At 53.2% G+C, this 19,025-nt stretch carries 16 protein-coding genes; 5 read left to right on the plus strand and 11 right to left on the minus strand.

Annotated features, from left to right (window positions below):
• Positions 1-25: 25 nt before the first annotated feature.
• A complete protein-coding gene (locus tag PV433_RS12355; protein ID WP_332072445.1) occupies positions 26-370 on the plus strand; it encodes a DMT family transporter in 345 nt (114 codons plus the stop codon).
• On the plus strand, positions 367-681 hold the full coding sequence (locus PV433_RS12360; RefSeq protein WP_332072446.1) for a DMT family transporter: 315 nt from the start codon (positions 367-369) through the stop codon (positions 679-681). Before PV433_RS12355 ends, PV433_RS12360 begins: the two co-directional genes overlap by 4 nt.
• Before the next feature lie 75 nt (positions 682-756).
• On the opposite strand, the gene PV433_RS12365 is transcribed toward PV433_RS12360, so the two are convergent.
• A complete protein-coding gene (locus tag PV433_RS12365) occupies positions 757-2,124 on the minus strand; it encodes an ABC transporter substrate-binding protein (RefSeq protein WP_332072447.1) in 1,368 nt (455 codons plus the stop codon).
• Between the two features lie 224 nt (positions 2,125-2,348).
• On the opposite strand from PV433_RS12365, the gene PV433_RS12370 reads away from it, so the two are divergent.
• Positions 2,349-3,215 carry a helix-turn-helix transcriptional regulator gene (locus tag PV433_RS12370; RefSeq protein ID WP_332072448.1) on the plus strand — a complete coding sequence of 289 codons (867 nt, stop codon included), beginning with the start codon at positions 2,349-2,351 and terminating at the stop codon, positions 3,213-3,215.
• 62 nt (positions 3,216-3,277) lie between these two features.
• On the opposite strand, the gene PV433_RS12375 is transcribed toward PV433_RS12370, so the two are convergent.
• The gene (locus tag PV433_RS12375; RefSeq protein WP_332072450.1) at positions 3,278-5,701 is read right to left on the minus strand and encodes a glycosyl hydrolase family 28-related protein; all 2,424 of its coding nucleotides are present in this window, start codon (positions 5,699-5,701) and stop codon (positions 3,278-3,280) included.
• Between the two features lie 125 nt (positions 5,702-5,826).
• Positions 5,827-7,164: an ABC transporter substrate-binding protein gene (locus PV433_RS12380; protein WP_332072452.1), complete on the minus strand. Its 1,338-nt coding sequence runs from the start codon at positions 7,162-7,164 to the stop codon at positions 5,827-5,829.
• Between the two features lie 309 nt (positions 7,165-7,473).
• Here PV433_RS12380 and PV433_RS12385 point away from each other — a divergent pair, with 309 nt between their 5' ends.
• Positions 7,474-8,337: a helix-turn-helix transcriptional regulator gene (locus PV433_RS12385; protein WP_332072453.1), complete on the plus strand. Its 864-nt coding sequence runs from the start codon at positions 7,474-7,476 to the stop codon at positions 8,335-8,337.
• Between the two features lie 70 nt (positions 8,338-8,407).
• Here the strand turns inward: PV433_RS12385 and PV433_RS12390 are convergent, their stop codons facing one another.
• Complete coding sequence (locus PV433_RS12390) at positions 8,408-9,910, minus strand: FAD-dependent oxidoreductase (protein WP_332072454.1); 1,503 nt, start codon at positions 9,908-9,910, stop codon at positions 8,408-8,410.
• A 210-nt stretch (positions 9,911-10,120) separates the two neighbouring features.
• Between PV433_RS12390 and PV433_RS12395 the strand changes: the two genes are divergently transcribed.
• Positions 10,121-11,524 carry a hypothetical protein gene (locus PV433_RS12395; RefSeq protein WP_332072455.1) on the plus strand — a complete coding sequence of 468 codons (1,404 nt, stop codon included), beginning with the start codon at positions 10,121-10,123 and terminating at the stop codon, positions 11,522-11,524.
• Between the two features lie 67 nt (positions 11,525-11,591).
• Here PV433_RS12395 and PV433_RS12400 read toward each other — a convergent pair whose 3' ends face one another.
• The 7 genes from PV433_RS12400 to PV433_RS12430 form a co-directional block, all read right to left on the minus strand.
• On the minus strand, positions 11,592-12,104 hold the full coding sequence (locus PV433_RS12400; protein WP_332072456.1) for a low molecular weight protein-tyrosine-phosphatase: 513 nt from the start codon (positions 12,102-12,104) through the stop codon (positions 11,592-11,594).
• A 37-nt stretch (positions 12,105-12,141) separates the two neighbouring features.
• A complete protein-coding gene (locus tag PV433_RS12405; RefSeq protein ID WP_332072457.1) occupies positions 12,142-13,041 on the minus strand; it encodes a diacylglycerol/lipid kinase family protein in 900 nt (299 codons plus the stop codon).
• Between the two features lie 290 nt (positions 13,042-13,331).
• A complete protein-coding gene (locus PV433_RS12410; RefSeq protein WP_442951511.1) occupies positions 13,332-13,832 on the minus strand; it encodes a YlbF family regulator in 501 nt (166 codons plus the stop codon).
• Positions 13,833-13,873: 41 nt separating this feature from the next.
• Positions 13,874-15,409 carry a tRNA (N6-isopentenyl adenosine(37)-C2)-methylthiotransferase MiaB gene (miaB, locus tag PV433_RS12415; RefSeq protein WP_442951512.1) on the minus strand — a complete coding sequence of 512 codons (1,536 nt, stop codon included), beginning with the start codon at positions 15,407-15,409 and terminating at the stop codon, positions 13,874-13,876.
• A 100-nt stretch (positions 15,410-15,509) separates the two neighbouring features.
• The gene (gene pduL / locus PV433_RS12420; protein WP_332072625.1) at positions 15,510-16,082 is read right to left on the minus strand and encodes a phosphate propanoyltransferase; all 573 of its coding nucleotides are present in this window, start codon (positions 16,080-16,082) and stop codon (positions 15,510-15,512) included.
• 138 nt (positions 16,083-16,220) lie between these two features.
• On the minus strand, positions 16,221-17,090 hold the full coding sequence (locus PV433_RS12425; protein WP_190926561.1) for a 2-oxoacid:ferredoxin oxidoreductase subunit beta: 870 nt from the start codon (positions 17,088-17,090) through the stop codon (positions 16,221-16,223).
• Position 17,091: 1 nt separating this feature from the next.
• Entirely contained in the window at positions 17,092-18,822 is a 1,731-nt protein-coding gene (locus PV433_RS12430; RefSeq protein ID WP_190926560.1) for a 2-oxoacid:acceptor oxidoreductase subunit alpha, read from the minus strand.
• Between the last annotated feature and the right edge of the window lie 203 nt (positions 18,823-19,025).

Raw genomic sequence — 19,025 nt, forward strand, 5'->3', positions numbered from 1 at the left:
ATACTACCATAAGGAGGCGAACAACATGAACAGGAACTGGGTCAAAGTATTTATAGCCGCTTTTTTTGAAGTATTTTGGGTGATCGGATTGAAGCATGCGGACAGCGCGCTGGAATGGGCCGGGACGATCGTCGCGATTATCGTCAGCTTTTATATGATGATCATGGCCGGGCGTCATCTTCCGGTCGGCACCGTATACGCCGTTTTTGTCGGGATGGGAACCGCAGGCACTGTGCTTTCCGAAATCCTTTTTTTCGGCGAGCCGTTTAAAGTGGCCAAAATGATCTTGATCGTCGTGTTATTGGCGGGTGTCATCGGATTGAAGCTGGTAACGGGCGACAGTAAAGAGAAAGGAGCGGATGCCGCATGAACTGGGTATTTCTGATTCTTGCCGGAATTTTTGAGATGTTCGGCGTTGCGATGATCAACAAGCTTCATAAAGATCGCAATGCGGCTGCTTTTATGCTGATGACCGCAGGGTTCGGGGCGAGCTTCCTGTTTCTCGCGATCGCCATGACTACGCTGCCGATGGGGACGGCGTATGCGATCTGGACCGGAATCGGAGCTTCGGGAGGGGCGATTCTCGGAATGATGCTGTACGGGGAGCCGAAAAACTTCAAACGGATCTTATTTATTACAATGGTGCTGGGTGCGGCTGTCGGGCTGAAGCTGGTGTCGTAACGAGGCGATCCGGGACCTAAAAAGTCCGGAGCTGCTGCGAGAATCGGCAGTTTCCGGACTTTTCAGAAGGGACGGTTATTTTCTTACGCTGGCTTCGAGCATCTGATTCACTTGCATCTCCGCATCGCGCAGCGTCGTATTCAGATCCGTACCGTCAAAGTACGACTGAAACGTTTTCTGGACGATCGCGCGCGCCTGGAACTCGTACAACGAAAAGGTTGGTGCCGGGGCCGGCGTGCTTTTGAAGATCGCCTCCAAATGTTTGCCCTTCAGGAAAGCCATGTCCGCGCCAAGCTGCTTCTTCAGCTCGGTATTTTTCAGCGGCGACAGTCTGGCCGTCGTGCGGGTGCTTAGCAGCTGCACTTCATCGGACGTAATTACGCTTAATACTTGCATCGCCTGATCCTTGTATTTGCTCGGCTTCGTTACGGAGAAAATATGCGTATCCACATGACCATATACGTTCGGGCTGTTTTTGTAGCTCGGGTATTGCGCCATATCCCAGTTCAAGCCTTTGGCCGCCGCCGCTTCGAGTCCCAGATTCAAAATATTTTGCACCGGCAGCATAGCGACGTTTTTGTCATTCATAAACTGCGTCCGGCCTGTGGCGTTTAACGTTCCCGGCTTGTTGTTCGGTATCGACCAGATCCGCTTGGCCAGCTCGAACACCGACTTCCAGCCTTCGTTATTAACGGACGCTTTATTCGTCTTGGCATCCACCATCGTAAGCGAGAGCGGCATGGACATCCGATTAATATTTTCCGGGTCCAGCCCGCGGTAAGTCGTTCCGTCCTCGATCCGGGACAGCTTCTCCGCCATCGGAATCAGCTCTTCCCAGGTCAGGCCGTCTTTCGGATAGGCAACGCCGAATTTGTCGAAAATATCTTTGTTATAATACAGCGCGTTAAAGTTAACCGCAAACGGCAGCGCCGCCAGTTCCTTGTTATTCGACATGGAGCGGATCGCATCGAGGACGACCGGCTCAAACCGGTTAATATCGATGCCATGCTTCAAAGAGAGCCCGCTCATATCCTCCAGCAGACCGAGCTCCTTGAACAAGCCGAGATCTCCGTTCCAGGTAAAGACGATGTCCGGCGTGTCCCCTGCGGCAATCAGCTCTTGGATGCTGGTGCCTTGCCCCGGCCTGTACGTCTTGATCGAGATGTACGGAAATTTCTTTTTGACCGGGTCCGCAATGAGGTTTTGAATATCTTTGTCCTCGAACCCTGTGCCGAAAAACACTTTCAGCGTAACCGGGCTCGTATCGACCGCCGGCGCGCCGGGCTTCGTCGTTTGTTCCCCCGCGTTTGGCTGATCTTTGGACGGACCGGCCGGCGCGCCCGCGTCTCCACCGCATCCTGACAATACCAACATGGAAGCGATCACCATAGCCGTCATTCCTCCGACAGCCGCTCTCCCTGTACGATTTCCTCGATTGTTCATTTGCGGACTCCCCTTTTGTTTGATTAATGGATGAACCGATACCCCTTGTGACCGTTCCTCTCGCAACTATTGCGAAGTGGATTCATTTTGAATCTATACCGATTTTACCTGATAAAGAATGCAGGGTTCTGCATGGATTATTGCTTAAATTGCAATAAACCTTGCAATTTTTGTTGTCGTTTCTATGGGAGGGATGCTACAGTAAGAGGAAAGGAGGAGCGGTATTGAACATACAGGCCCAACATTACAAGCTGCAGGAAGCCGAGCTGCTTATCGCCTACTCGCAATATTTCGGAGCATTCGATATGCCGGACAACCATATGCACGACACGTTCGAGCTGTATTACCTCATGTCCGGGGAGCGGAACTATTTCATTAAAGACCGTCTGTACCAGCTCCGGAAAGGCGATATCGTCTTTATTCCGAAATACGAGCTGCATCGGACGTTAGCCGCGGGCACTCCGCATCACGACCGGTTTCTAATTGAATTCAGCGAGCGGCTGTTCCGGGAAACGATCGGCGAGTCCTACGACGAGATCTTGCTCCATCCCTATTTGCGCGGGATACGGACGTTTCGCCCGAAGCCGGAGGAGCAGCTCGTCTTGGACGGGATCGTATACCGGATCATCCGGGACTTGAAACACCCGCAAACCGCGCATGCTTTGCAGGTGAAGCTGCTTGCGATCGACGTGTTGCTGTTTCTGGCCCGTTGTCTGGAACGTTACGCCGAGGACGACTCCGAATCCGATCCGCCCATCCATCGGAAAATATCGGACATTGCCGCCTATATCAGCACGCACTACATGCGCCCTCTTACTTTAGCTCAGTTGTCGGAGACGTTTTCACTCAGTCCGCATTATATCAGCCGGATTTTCAAAGAAAAAACCGGTTTTTCTTTCATCCAATATTTGACCTACGTGCGGATCGGAGAAGCGAAGCGGCTTCTGAGGGAGTCGGACCGGAAAGTGCTCGAGATCGCCGATCAGGTCGGCTTCGAGAACCTGGCCCACTTCAACCGGGTGTTCAAACAAACGGTTCAGCTGTCCCCCTCGCAATATCGCCGGATGTCGGGCAGCCACTTGTCCTCCTGACAAGCAACCGGAACGAAAATAGCTGCCCTTACGGACAGCCGGTTTGCTGACACTTATCGCGGTCAGTCGTCGTCGTTTTCGTCGTCCGGCGAATAGCGGGATTGGACATGCCAGCGGTTAACACCGTTCGACATCAGAGTGACCGATTCGTTTCTCGACTGCAGCTTCATCGACCGGGTCCCGCCTACGGTATCGTGCTCAACAGCCTGAACCGTTACTTTGTTCCGTCCCGGGCTCGCCTTGATGATCAGGAAGGTGCGTCCCGGATGCTCGGACGCTTTCGGCAGCTGGATCACCGACGGTCCGGCCGTTGCGTCGACTTCCATCTGATAGTCGTTAAGGGAAGCGGTGTAGGCCGAACCTGTTATTTGCTTAACCGGCAGCACTTGCCCCCGAGCTTCGGAGTTCGGCAACGTCTGTACGTACACCCGTTGCTCCGTCCAATCGATTCCGGCTATATGCTCAGACCCGGTCGTCAGGCGCACCCAGCAGCTTACAAAATATTCGTCCGGCGCCGTTCCGAGAAGAACGGGATTTTGATTGTACACGATATCGTTTCGTACCCAGCTTCCCGTTGTGGGCATGGCCGATTTGGTCGTCTGAATTGGATCGACCGGTGCACCGGTCAAATTCAACGCCGTATTGTCCGCAACGACCGAACGAGAGAACGCGCTGTCCGGAAGCGGCCGGACGGTTGAAGTGAAGCCGGATATCCGGTTTCCCGCAATAGTCGGCTTCGAGTTGGGCCGGACCATCACGCCGAATCCCCAGCCGCCCGCGCCGCTGAGCCGGTTGCCCGTAATGAGCATGTCCTCTTCCGTCAAATCGATGGCGGATACGTTCACGGTTTCGATCTCCACCTGATTTCCGATTAAAGTAAATCCTTTTTTATTGCCGCCGGTATAGGAGCGGTAAAACGTGCCTTTTGTTTTGGATGATAGATTGCTGATCGTAATGTCCTTGTACAAGTAGTTCATCCCGGCTGTCGTAATAATTCCGGCGTTGCAGTCCGAGATCGTCCCGCCGGTGATCGTCGCCCGTTCCACGTAAGCATCAAGCATAATGCAGGAATGAATGTCCGTCAGGTTCTCGCTGACAATCGACTGAAAGTCGTTTCCTACCGCAGTCGTATCGATCGCTCTGCTCAGAAGCAGTCCTCCCGAGGAGCTTTTTCCTTTCGGCACGTTCCTTATTTTGTTTCCGATGAATAGATTGCCTCGCGCATACCGCTCGATTGTAACTTGCACGCCTGCGTGGTTCAATCCCGTATAAATGACCCCTTGGGCACGCATTGCTATTGTTTGCGGTGTCTCGGAGTCAACCTTGACGCCTTCCAACGGACCCGACATTTTCATAATATCGTTATTTTCAAACCGGTTGTAGGAGCCTCCTTTGTCCGATTCGATGCAGGTGACCGCGTTCGTATCATGGATCGTGCATTGCCGGATCGTATTGTAAATGGTGGCCGGGCCGGCCAACTCGATCACATTAAACGTAAACCCTTCGAAAACGCAATCTTCAACCAGGTTATTTCGGACAAACTTCGTAAATTGATGATCGCTCAAGTTTACGTTCGTAAAATTAGTAAAGTAGCGGACCGCAAAGCCCGACATCCGGGACGGGTCGTCAAACCGGCATTTGCGGATGACGTTGGAGTGACAATCTCCGGTATCCTGTTCGGTTGCTTCGATCGTATAAAAATTGCCGCTTCTGTCGTTGTTTCCGAAATTTCTTATCGTGACATTCTCCACCAGATTGTACTGCGCTTCGTTGCCTAAAAACAGGCAGCCGTTTCCTCGCTGAATATCCGGCCGGTTCTGAATGTTGCCGTCCAGCACCAGGTTACGGATCTGCGCATGTTTACACGTAAACAGCCCCGTATACCCTAATAACATGAATGAAAAGCCTTCTTGTCCCGCCTTGGCCAGAAGAACCGTCGCCTCGCCGTCCCCTTCCAAAACCGTGTTCGAGTATACGTTCAGCGTCCCGCTTATGATGTACGTTCCTTTCGGTATTACAAGCTTGCCGCCGCCGTTGTCCCGAATCGTAAAAAGCGCGCTGCGAATCGCAGCCGTATCGTCGGTTGCTCCGTTTCCTTCCGCTCCGAACCAGGCGGCGTTTAACGCTCCCTCGTACAACCGCTTTAGCCTCATACCTGAAGCGGTTACAACAACAGTCGCTGTATTGTCTACAGAAACGGTATCGGCCGGATCGCACACAAATATTCCCTCATGCCCGTTGTAACGGACCAGATAAACGAGTTCGGGTGATACATTCGTACGGCTTCGCAGCTGTTCGAGCGTTAATGTTACGACATGTTCAGGATTCGGTTCTCCTCCGCCCGTATTGCCGTACACGAGCGACGTCACCGATTGTCCATGCGATTCGGCGGCGCTCAAGCTCATTCCGGCCACTCCTGCAACCCCGGCCATTCCTAGTGCGGCCAGCATTTTACGCCTGCTTATTTGGGCAGCTTGCTTTGACATCATCTCAACCTCCTTTAATAGGTAGGGAACCGCTGAGAGACGACCATCCGGCCTATCGTCTCCCGCTGCAGTGTAACCTTATCCGGTTCGCATTCGTTTGGTTTTGGCTTGGTCTTGGTCTGATCTTATTTCGTCCTGGATTTATACTCGGCGATCGCTTTCACCGACTCCTCCTCAACTTTCCGGAATGCAGTGTTAATATCGATCGTTCCTCGCTCCATTTCGAGTACATATTTGCCATACAGCGTAACAAGGTTCGAGTCGTAGGGCGCTTTCGGCGGAATCGGTGCGAATTTGTTGCGGAATATGGCCTGCAAGTTTTTGCTTTTGAACTCGGAATCCTGGCCAAGTGATTTACGGACGGCGTCATTGGTGACGACCGGGATGATCCCTTTCCTGGCCAGTTCCGTCTGCGCTTCATCGGACGTCATATAGTTCAGCACGTCCATCGCCTGATCTTTGTATTTGCTCATCGCCGTCACGCCGAAGTAACTCGGATACGCTTGCGATCCTATGTTCGGAGCGTCCTTAAAGGTCGGTAGGGAAACCATATCCCAGTTCATCGCCCTCAGTTCCGTAGGGGAGATCATATAATAACTGGACAAATAAGCGAACATCGCAGACGTCTGGGTTTTCATAAACTCGTTCACATTTGACGGCCAAGTAAGTTGGGCCAGTCCGGCGCGGTACCCTTCATCGTTTGCCGGATCGATGAACAGCGTCTGGTACAGTCGTTTCCATTTCTCGTCTTTGTTGATCAGCGGCGTATCGGTCTTCAGGTCCGCCGTACCGAGCGAATACGGATTCATCCGGATCAGATGGATCGGTGAAGTCGTAAAGCCCTGGTACTGTTTGCCTCCCTCGCTTCGCGTCAGCTTTTTGGCGATTTCCAGCGTTTCGTCCCATGTCATGCCGTCCTTCGGGTAGGCGACTCCGAATTTGTCGAAGATGTCTTTGTTGTAATAAAGCACCATGTTGTTGTTAAACACCGGAAGCCCGTAAATTTTGCCTCCGGCCGCTTGGCGGAGCGCATCCACAATCGTCGGCTCGAAACGGTTCATATCGATCTGGTGTTTTTGGATCAGCTCGCTCATGTCGTACTGGATTCCCGTATCGAGCACCCAGCTCTCGAAATTGCCGATCGACTGGAAAAAAATATCGATCTGCTGACCGCTTGCAATCAGATCGGCCAAAGTAGGTCCTTTGTTGGCGCTGCTGATGAACTTGATCGTATGCTCGGGAAACTTTTTGCGGATCGAATCGCCGAACCGGAGGTTGAAGCTTTCCTCGGAGTCGCCGTTGTTCGTATAAAATACGAGCTCGGCCGGTTCGCTTTTTTGGTGCACGGGTGTTGGCGTGCCCGGATTCGAACCCGGTTCTTCCTTGCCCCCGCATCCTGCCAGCACAAGCGTCGACAGCATCATCAAGGAAACGGCCGGCGTGATCGCTTTTTTTTGTCTCATCTGATTGGTATACCTCCCTGTCGGATCTGTTGATTTTCGTATTCATCACTTTTGCTTTCTTGGGTTACGTTGGATTTACTTAGAGGACGTAAGGGAAAAATCATATTTGTCCTCTGCGGTCGAACTCCGCAACCGCTTATTCCCTCCCCTCGGCGAAAGCGCATTCACTGGTTCTTGAATCGATCATACCGTATTAATGATGCATGGTTCTGCGTCAAAAACGGCAATTATTGCATCTACCTATGCAATTTTTGTTGTTGATTCCATTCCATTCTGCTACAGTATTCGTAAAGGAGGAATCGGACCCGCATGATCGTTACCCCCCCGCAGAAACATCACGTTTTACTCGAGGACAACTTGCTTGTCGGTTATTCGCAATATTATGCAACGTTCGACATGCCGGACAACCATATGCACGAAACGTTGGAGCTGTATTACTTGATGTCCGGAAAGCGTCACTTTTTCATCAAAGACCGTCTGTATCCCATTCAAAAAGGAGACCTCGTCTTCGTACCGAAATATGATCTGCACCGGACGATGGCGGCAGGAACCCCGCATCACGACCGGTTCCTCATTCAATTTTCGGACGACCTGTTCGACGGTATGCTTGGCGGAACGTATAGAGAAGTGCTGCTTCGTCCGTACTTGTCCGGCGTTCGGACGCTGCGGCTGAAGTCCGAAGATTTGCTGACACTGGACGGCTTCGTTTTCCGCATCATCCAGGATCTGAAGGAGCAGCCGACCGCCCATTCGCTGCAGGTGAAGCTGCTTGTTACAGAGATGCTGCTGTTCATATCGCGATGCATGGAACGGTACGATCTGGAAATTTCGCCGTTCGATACGCCGATTCACCAAAAAATTACGGAAATCGCCGCGTACATCAATACCCATTACATGAGCCCGGTAACGCTGAAGCAATTGTCCGAAACGTTTTATATGAGCCCGCATTACATCAGCCGGATTTTCAAAGAAAAAACCGGATTTTCATTTATCAAATATTTGACTTACATCCGAATCGGCGAAGCGAAACGGCTTCTGCGCGAAACCGATACAAAGGTGCTTCATATCGCGGAACAGGTCGGATTCGAAAATTTGGCCCACTTCAACCGGGTATTCAAACAGACGGTTTCCTTATCCCCTTCGCAATACCGCCGCATGTCGGGCCGCAAATGATTTTAGGATGGATAGAAACGCCAAAAAGCTGCCTGCGATCGGATCGCAGACAGCCGGAAGCTCAATAATTTTATTCGATGACAAGCTTGCCTTCGTTCAGCTGGCGCCGCTGCTCATCGGTCAGATGTTTGATTTTGTCTGCTCCGGTCACTCCGCTCAGCCGGATACCGTGTTTTTTCTGCACATAGCTGTGCAGCTCCTTCATCTCCTTGGCAGAAAGCTCCGACAGGACGCGCTTATCGTCAAGCCTTGCGAGCAGGATGCCGATCACTTCGCCGGCCAGCGCCGTATTCGGCTGAATTCTGGCGCTTCCGTAAGCGACTGCCGACGCGCCTACGTTTTTGCCAGCCGTTATGACGTTCGAATATCCTTTCGGGATAAACGATCTTAGTGGCATGCCGTATTTGTCGGGGACCCCCTTGCGGCTGCCCCACAGATGATTTTTCGTCCCTTGCAGATCGAGCGCATACCCGGCAATGCTGACGTTATCGTCATACATCGTACCGCTCATCAGATCGGTCGCCTGCAGCACGTATTCAGTCTCGTACCGGTCGTAATCCCGGACATATAAATATTCGGGGTAACCGTTAATCTCCGCCTTCTCCCAGCCCGGAAGCTCCTGGCGCAAATGCGGGAGCACCCGCTCCGTCTCGCGTCTGCCGAGTTCGATCGCTTGGCGCACGCTCTCTTCGCTGGAGGGGTCAACGTCATATAACAGCAGCGCGTTAATCAGCACGTCGCCGTCACGCTGATTTACCGTATTCAGACCGCGCAGAAAAACATCGCTGCTGCTTGGCTTAAACCGCCCTCCCACATTGCCGAATCCCCATGTGAACGTATCGGTTACGGTCGTTTCCGCGCCGTACTTTTCCTCGATCCCTTTTTTGCCGAGCTTGTTCACTTCTTGCTGGAACTTGGCCCAGTCGACGTTGCGGAACTTCATCATGAGCGACGACGCCATGTAATCCTTCGTGCCGCCGAACACCGTCTCGATGCCCGGAATCCGCTGTAACCCCAGCTTGCTCGTCAAGGCGGAAAAGTCGGTGTTTTCCACCCAGTAGCGGGCTGAAACCGTTTTGGTCGTACCGTCCTTTGTCCGGTAGGAGACCGACTCCACGCGCCGCTTGTTCGTCGCCGGATCTTCCTTGATCTCTACGTTCGTAATGGATATCCCGGATTCGATCGGTATGCCGTCGGACAATTGATTGAAGTAGGCGACGAATTCTTCTTTTTTCCGGATGTCTCCCTTTTTGTACGCATCGAAAAGCAGCTTAACTCTTCCCTGCAGAAGCGATTTGCCGCTGCCTTCGAACGCTTCGTCCAAATAATGCATCTCGCCTTGGATCAGCTGGCCGCCGGGCTTCTCCCGGGGATCGATGACGATCACGGACAGCCCTTCGTCCTTGGCCGCTCTCGCCAAATACATCCCTTCCATCTCCGAACCGAAAACGACGACATCGGGCTTCGACGGATCGGACGCTGCACGCTTGGGTTCCGTATCTCGCTCGCAAGCCGCAAATACCCACAAAGCTGCCAGCAACAGGCCGAACCTGGCCAAAGATAACCGCTTCATAATATCCCCCTCTATTCATATACGCTACCAGATATATAGACGAATGGAAGGCCGATTGGTTTCCGTTTTCGGCCAAAAGAGCCCGGTTTATTCCGGCACGGGAAGACGGGCGTAGACGGGTGCAGGCTTCCAGCTCCGCAAACACACATTTTGCGGCGGCGCATACACTGAAGTACAGTTGTAACCCCTTACGTGGAGGTGTACCGCCAAATGGACGTCACACTTATATCGCTGCACTGGGTTTACCTCGCCTTCGTCTTGCTCATTATCGGCTTTATGGTGATGCGGCGCGATACGACGGCCGTGTGCGTCGTCGGCATTTTAGCGCTCGGCCTGATTGCCACCCAGTCTGTCAGCCAATCGGTCGGCGGTGTTTTTTCCGGATTTATTTATGCTATTAAAGAATTAATCGGCACGATTCTGGTCATCTCGCTCATTGTCGCCTTGAGCAAAGTGCTGATCCGTACGGGCATTAATGAAGTGATGATTTCGCCCGTAACCCGGCTGATTCGTTCGCCGGCGCTCGCTTTCTGGGTTATCGGCATCGTGATGATGATCATTTCGTGGTTTTTCTGGCCTTCCCCGGCCGTGGCGCTGATCGGCGCCGTGCTGCTGCCCGTTGCGATTCGCGTAGGCTTGCCCGCGCTGGGAGTCGCGGTGGCAATGAACTTGTTCGGCCACGGCATCGCCCTGTCCGGCGACTTCGTCATACAGGGAGCGCCCAAGCTGACCGCGGATGCGGCAGGCATCCCGGTAGCGGACGTCATTCAAGCCAGCATTCCGCTCGTGATCATCATGGGTGCGGTTACGACCGCCGTAGCCTTCTGGTATATGCGCCGCGACATGCGCAACGGCAGCTTGACGATGGATACGGGCCTTAAAGCGACAACCGTTCCTGAATCCGAGGCGGCCAAAATCGACAGTCCCCTGTCCCCCGCCGTCAGAAAAATTGCCGCAGTCGTGATTCCGCTTCTGTTCGCCCTCGATATCGTCGCCATGTTTAAGCTCGATCTGCAAGGCGGAGACGCAACCGCCCTGATCGGCGGCACCGCGCTGCTCGTCATGATCGTGCTCTCCCTGTTATCGAGCCGCAAGGCAGGCCTGGAGCGTACGACGACGCAATTGATCGACGGCTTTTTGTTCGGGTTTAAAGTGTTTGGTCCGGTTATTCCGATCGCCGCGTTTTTTTATTTGGGCGACTCCGCCTTTGCCGACATTTTCGGCAATACGCTGCCCGACGGCTCCCACGGCATCGTCAACGATCTCGGTCTTGCGCTCGCCCAGACGGTGCCGATCAATACCGGCGTCAGCGCCGCCACGCTGACAGTCGTCGGAGCGATTACGGGCCTGGACGGCTCCGGCTTCTCCGGTATCTCGCTGGCAGGCTCGATCGCCAACCTGTTCGCCGCCGCGATCGGCTCCGGTATCGCTACGTTAACGGCGTTAGGCCAGATCGCTGCGATCTGGGTTGGCGGCGGAACGATCGTACCTTGGGCGCTTATCCCGGCAGCGGCTATCTGCGGCGTAGACCCGTTTGAGCTGGCCAGACGCAATCTGAAGCCGGTCGTTATCGGACTCGTCGTCACGACGATCGCCGCCATGTTCCTGATTTGAGTTGCTATGAAAAAGGCTCCGGTTATATACCGGAGCTTTGGTGCATACAACGTACAAGAGTGGCGGATTACGGCTTCAACTCGTCTTGGATCTGCTTCAACAGGACGCGGCAGCCCGCCTCGACCATCTCATACACTTCGTCAAAATTGCCGGTGTAATAAGGGTCCGGCACGTTCTCCAGCTTGCGCTCCGGCAGTAAATCGAGGAGACGAAACATTTTGGACTTTACTCCGCCGTCTGGTTGCTCCGAGGCTCCGGAACCCTCGCGGGTATGCTGTGCCAACATCTCCTTCAGATTGCTTAAATTGCTATTATCCATGGCGATTACATAATCGAACTGGGCAAAATCTTCCGGCTTAACCTGCCTCGCCGTCATCCCGTTCCATGAGATACGCTTGCTGTCCAGCAGCTTGCGGGTCCCTTCATGCGGGGGATGACCGATGTGCCAATCGCCGGTTCCTGCAGAGTCTATCTGAATCTGCTGCTCCAGACCCGCTTCCTTTACTTGGTGCCGAAGTACCGCTTCCGCCATCGGAGAACGGCAGATGTTGCCCAGACATACGAACAATACGTGAATCATAATCATACTCCTTCCCTCTATCAACATTCCATTATTTTCAAATGACAAGCAAACGATCCGGAAGCACTTCGATCGCGACCGGTGTTCCAGCCGGCGTCTCCCCTCCGAATTCTCCGTCCATATGAATCGTCATCGGCGTGCCGCTCTCCATCCGGATCTTCCTCCCGGCCAACATCCGTACAGCCGGATGCGTCACATGCGTTCCGTCGTACACCCGCGGGAAAAAACGCAGCAATTCCATACGCGATATCCCTTCCACCAGACACAGATGGAGCCATCCGTCGTCATCCTTGGCATCCGGACAAATCTTCATGCCCCCGCCGTAACCCGGCATATTGGCGATCGCCATCAGCCAGACGCCGTCGTGCTCGGAGGTGATCCCATCGACATCCAGACGCACACGGCAGGGCTTGTACGTAATCAACAAACGTAGAACAGTGACAACGTAAGAGATCCGCCCCGCTCGGATTCGATTGAACCAACGTTTGTACCAGGACCGGTTCGTCAGCTTGGCCACTTCGCCGTCAAAACCGATTCCCGCCGATATGGCAAACAGTCTGCCATTGATCAAGCCGGCATCGATCCGGCGGCTGTTAAGCTTCAATACGCGCTCCAGCGCGCCTTCCCATAACAGCGGGTATCCGAGGCTGCGTGCGAAATCGTCTCCGGACCCGGCGGGAATGCAGCCGACCGGCACGCTCGTCCCCGCGACTCCGTTCGCAACCTCATGGACGGTTCCGTCACCGCCTATAGCGACGATCGCGGAGATACCCGGCTTATTAGCCAGTTCCCGGGCGATCTCCTCCGCATGTCCCTGTTTTTGCGTAAACGTTCGGCCGTATTCAATGCCGAGCCTGTCCAGCGCCCGTTCCACTTCCCGCCATACTTTCTTGCCTTTACCGTTTCCGGATAGCCGGTTAATGACGAACCATATCACGGGTCCGGCTGCCTCCCATCGCTTTCAGAATCCGAACCAGCTCCGTACAGATCAATGCTGCGACCGCAAGTAACGCTCCTAAACGATAAACAAGCTTATCCACTTGGAATGACCTTTTGTAAGGGTAGCTTTTCTTGCGGGCAGAAAGGATTCACTTTGGCTGAAAATGTATAATTCAGCTCATAAAAAAAGGGTCACGACGGCAATGATCCGAAGTAACCCCTTGTACACGGTGACGTTTGACCCGTCACTTCGATTAGCAAGTGGACGGGGACGGAAAGGCGATCCGATCAATCGCTGCAGCTGCTGGCGGGTTCGACTGAACCTTCCTCGACCTGTATTTTCTCGGATACCGTATCGCGGATAACGCCAACGACGAGCTGCAGCAAATAATTGATATCTTCCTGGGTCTGCTTGAACTGCGTGACGATCGGATAATCGTCCAGCTTGTCCTGCAGCTCCTCCAGCTCTCCGTTGATCTTGTCGACCATCTTCTGGTTTTGGAATCGCTCGAATGCAACCGCTTCTTTTTGCCGTTTTTTGATCAGCTTGATCAAATCCTGAATTTCGGTGTTGGACTGAACCTGTTTCTCCGCCTTTTGGAACATAAGGACTTCATCCGTCGTAGAAATGAGGTGAGCGAGCTCTTTCGCTTTGGCCATGATATCGTCACGTACGATTAAATCCGTCTTACTGTAGCTCTCCATATCGTGAGGCGGATTGGCGCAAGAATGACCATGCTCGTGATTATGGTCGTGATCGTGGGTATGTGCCCCGTGCTGTCCTGCCATTCTATTCACTCCTACGTTTCTATTCGTATATCGAATTTGGATTAAACGACTTTGGCAGGCTGTGAAGTGACCAGCTCGCCCTTGAGAACCCATGTCTGCGGCTCCGTAATCGTCACTTGGACGAATTGACCGGCTAACTCTTTCGAGCCGCGGAAATGGACTAGCTTATTCGTTCTCGTCCGTCCGGCCAGCACATCCGGGTTCGTCCTGCTCTCGCCTTCGACGAGCACTTCCAGCGTCTGCCCCCGGAGCTGCTCATTCTGCTCGCGGCTGATCACATTCAATAGATCGTTAAGACGCTTCAAGCGGTCTTTCTTGACTTCTTCAGGCACGTTATCCTCCATCGCCGCCGCAGGCGTGCCGTCACGCGGAGAGTAGATGAAGGTGAAAGCCGAATCGTACCGAACCTCGCGAACGAGCGAGAGCGTGTCCTGGAACTGCTCCTCCGTCTCGCCCGGGAATCCGACGATAATGTCCGTGGTCAGCATCGCGTCCGGAATGGCAACGCGTATTTTACGGACGAGGTCCAAATAATGCTCGCGCGAATATTTACGGCTCATCAGCTTGAGCACTTCGGTATTGCCGGATTGGACCGGCAAATGAATATGCTCCACCAGATTGCCCCGCTTCGCCAGCACCTCGATCAGCCGATCGTCGAAATCTCTCGGGTGGGACGTCGTAAAGCGGATACGCGGGATATCGATCTTGCGCACGTCGTCCATCAAATCGCCGAACGAATACGAGATATCGTCAAAGTCTTTGCCGTATGCGTTCACGTTTTGGCCGAGCAGCGTAATTTCTTTAAACCCTTGCCGCGCCAGATCGCGGATCTCCGCCAGCACGTCATGCGGACGACGGCTCCGTTCCTTGCCGCGTGTATACGGCACGATGCAGTACGTACAGAACTTGTCGCAGCCGTACATGATGTTAACCCATGCTTTCATGCCTTCGCGTTTTTTGGGCAAGTTCTCGATGATGTCGCCTTCTTTGGACCATACTTCGACGACCACCTCTTTGCCGTAATACGCTTCCTTCAGAAGCACCGGCAGCCGGTGGATATTGTGCGTGCCGAAGATGATATCAACAAACGCATGCTTTTGCATGATCCGGTTAACCACCGATTCTTCCTGCGACATACAGCCGCATACGCCCAAAATAAGCCCAGGCTTCTGCTGCTTCAGCGTCTTCAGATGGCCGAGCTCGCCGAACACTTTATCTTCGGCGTTCTCCCGGATCGCACACGTATTCAGCAGGATGATATCGGCATCGAGCTTCTCTTCCGTCGACTCGTAGCCCATCTCCTCCAGCATGCCCTTCATAACCTCGGTATCGTGTTCATTCATTTGGCAGCCGTACGTACGGATCAAATATTTCTTGCCGGTGCCGATCGTCTTCATGTCTTCCGGAATAGCCGACTCGTAGTGAACGGCGATATCCTCTTTGCCCCGCTTTTTTGCATCTTTTAATGAAGGCGGTTGGAAATATATCGAATAGTCCTTGTCGGACTTCGTTTGTTTCTCGTCCAAGAGGGTCAATTCCTTTTTCAACAATTCCACTTCCTTTCCGCGTCCAGTCATTATTCCATTATACCATTATTCCTCCCTTTCTGACAAAATAAATGCTGGGGGAGCTAGACAAAAAAACAAAAAGCCGAGTGGGGGAATCCCCTTCGGCTAATCAATCCAATATAACAGCGGTCTCGCCATTTTTGATGCCGGCAGCGTTCGCTTCATCCGTATCAATATGCATATCGAGCGCAAACTGGTCGGAAATTCTGGCGATCACTTCTTCGAAGACTAGAGGACGGGTGCCCCCGACTCTTACCCGCAGCAGCTGCTTGTCCCGGATGCCCCATTCGGCGGCTTCCTTCGTATGAAAATGAATATGTCTGGCTGCGATAATGACGCCGCGTTCAAGCACGACCTCACCCGCAGGGCCTTTCACTGTAATGCCCGGTGTCCCTTCGATATTGCCGGACTCCCTCACGGGAGCATCGATGCCGAGCTGGAACGAATCCGTCTTGGAAATTTCGATTTGCGACGCTTTGCGCGCTGGACCCAAAATCCGGACTTTCTCGAACTTCCCTTTCGGTCCAAATACGGCTACCGTCTCTTCTGCTGCAAACTGGCCCGGCTGGGACAGCGGCTTCATCGGCTTCAGTTCGTAGCCCGCACCAAATAAAGTATCAATATGCTCCTGCGATAAATGAATATGACGGGCGGATACCCCGACCGGAACGATTTTCTCCACGCTCATCGTAAAGCTCCTCTCTGAGATGCGGCTCTGATCTGTATGCGATACTCTAGTATCTCACTTCTCGCTTTCCATTATAAGCTAATGTAGAAAAAAGACATGTGACCGTAATCACATGTCTTTCGTTCACGCTTCTTAACGGAATTCGGCGACAAGCTTGTCGAACTCGGCTTCCGTAATTTTCATATTTTGCTTGGCGAGCGCTTCCGGCTTGAAGCCCGGAACCATTTCCTCGTAGCTTTGCTTTTCTTTGTTTTGATAGATAATCCCGGTCAGCATACCGTTCGTTTCCATAATTTTCGTCATCGCCATAACGCGGTCGTTCGGGTTGTAGTCCGGAATTTCGTCGAGGTCGACGATGTTTTCCTTGAACCACTCATATGTGTTGAACTTGTTGAACGTTACGCATGGGCTGAAAATATTGATGAACGAGAAGCCTTTATGCTGAATGCCCGCTTCGATGACGGCCGTCAACTGCTTCAGGTTGCTGGAGAACGACTGGGCGACATAAGTAGCGCCTGCTGCAAGAGCCATCTCGAGCGGAGCGAGCTCGGACTCGATCGAGCCTTGCGGCGTATATTTCGCATTGACGAACCCTTTCGCGCTGCGCGGGGAGTTTTGCCCTTTGGTCAGCCCGTAAATTTGGTTGTCCATGACGATATAGGTCATATCGATATTGCGGCGGATCGCGTGAACCGTATGGCCAAGACCGATGGCGAAGCCGTCTCCGTCACCGCCGGAAGCGATAACCGTCAGCTCGCGGTTAGCCATCTTGAGCCCTTGTGCGATCGGCAGCGAGCGTCCGTGAATGCCGTGGAAGCCGTAACAGTTAATGTAGCCCGAGATACGGCCGGAACAGCCGATACCGGATACGACAGCCAAGTTTTCAGGCTCCAGACCGACGTTTGCAGCCGCTCTCTGGATCGCAGCTTGTACGGCGAAGTCGCCGCAGCCCGGGCACCAGTTCGGCTTTACGTTATTTCTGAAATCTTTTAATGTCGCCATCTTAGTTCAGCTCCTTGCAATGTTTGTAAACTTCCGAAGGCAGGAACGGCGTTCCGTCGTATTTCAGCATACTCGTAATTTTATCGTGTCCCACATGCAGCTTGATTTGCTCAGCCAGCTGACCTGTGGCGTTGTTTTCAATAACGACGACTTTTTTCGCTTTGGCGATCTGAGCGGCCACTTCGTCCACAGGGAACGGATGGATCAGACGGACGGTCGAATGGTTCGTCTTCATTCCTTCCTTAGCCAATCTTGCTCTCGCCTCGTCGATCGTACCGCCTGTTGATCCCATACCGATGATCAGCAGGTCCGCATTATCGTGCGGAGCGTCGGATACGACTGCGTTCGCAAGCTTCAAACTTTTGAGCTTGGCGAGACGTTTGTCCATCATCTTCTGACGGTTGATCGGGCTTTCCGACGGACGGCCGGTCTCGTCATGCTCTACGCCGGTAACGTGGTGCAAGCCGCCGGGTTCGCCAGGCAGTACGCGAGGGGAAACGCCGTCTTCGGTAAATTCGTACCGTTTGAACAGCTTGCCGTCCTCCTGCTTCGGAACGTCGGTCACCAGGTTGCCGCGATCGATGACGATTTTGTTGTAATCCAGCAGTTCGGAAGATTGCTTGCCGAGAGAGAGCTGCAGGTCGGTCATAATAATTACCGGGCATTGGTATTTCTCCGCCAGGTTGAACGCTTCAATCGTGTCGTAGAAGCAATCTTCAACTGTAGCAGGGGCGATGACGATTTTTGGAATCTCGCCGTGAGTTCCGTATACCATCGCGTTCAAGTCGCTCTGCTCCTGCTTGGTCGGAAGACCCGTGCTCGGACCGCCGCGCTGCGTGTTGACGATAACGACAGGCGTCTCGGTCATGCCGGCAAGGCCGATCGCTTCCATCATCAGCGATAGTCCGGGACCCGCGGAAGCGGTCAGCGCGCGCACGCCGCCGTAGTTGGCGCCGATCGCCATCGTGACGGCTGCGATCTCGTCTTCGGTTTGGATGACAGTGCCGCCGAACTTAGGCAGGCGCTTGATCAAATATTCCATAATCTCGGAAGCCGGTGTGATGGGATATGCCGGCATGAAACGGCAGCCGGCGGCTACCGCGCCAAGTCCGATCGCGTCGTTTCCGATAATGAACAGCTTCTGCGATCCGTCCGCTTCCGCCAGCTTGAACTCTTCCAAAGGACCGCCGGCCAGCTCGATGACGAAGTCCGCCGCGCGTTTAACCGCTTCGACGTTTTTCTCGACAACGGCAGGACCTTTACGGCCGAATTCTTCTTCGACGGCTTTGTTGAACACTTCGAGAGGCAATCCGAGCAATGCCCAAGAGGCACCGGATGCCGCCATATTTTTAAACAGCGCCGTTCCCAAATCTTCCGCAATCGCGGTAATCGGAACTGGGAACAGACGTGCGTCTATACCTTCCGGCAATGTGGGATTAAACTTGGCGTCAGCGACGACAACGCCGCCCGCGCGAAGCTCGTGCGCATTCAAATCGATGGTTTCTTGGTCGAACGCGACCAATATGTCCAGATCGTCGGAAATCGCCCGAATCGGCTTCGTACTGATCCGGATTTTGTTGTTCGTATGTCCGCCCTTAATCCGGGAAGAGAAATGTCTGTAGCCGTACAGATAGTAGCCAAGACGATTTAAGGCGGTGGAGAAGATGCGGTCCGTACTTTCAACGCCTTCCCCTTGCTGCCCTCCGACTTTCCATGACAACTGCTCGATCACAACGTCCACTCCTTTAAACTGTGTCCTTCGGTGATGGGATGATAGATTCGAATCATCGCAAAACCTAACATTTTGAAAGCGCTACACCGTTAATGAGACCTCGGCATTCTTAAAAGATTTTATGCTTTCGGACAGGAAAATGCAAGCGATTTGTACATAATTGAAACATAGCTATATTAGATCGAATCCATCTCGGGATTAGA

Origin of the sequence: Paenibacillus sp. GYB004 (genome assembly GCF_036577605.1) — a bacterium.
GTDB lineage: Bacteria > Bacillota > Bacilli > Paenibacillales > NBRC-103111 > Paenibacillus_AB > Paenibacillus_AB oceani.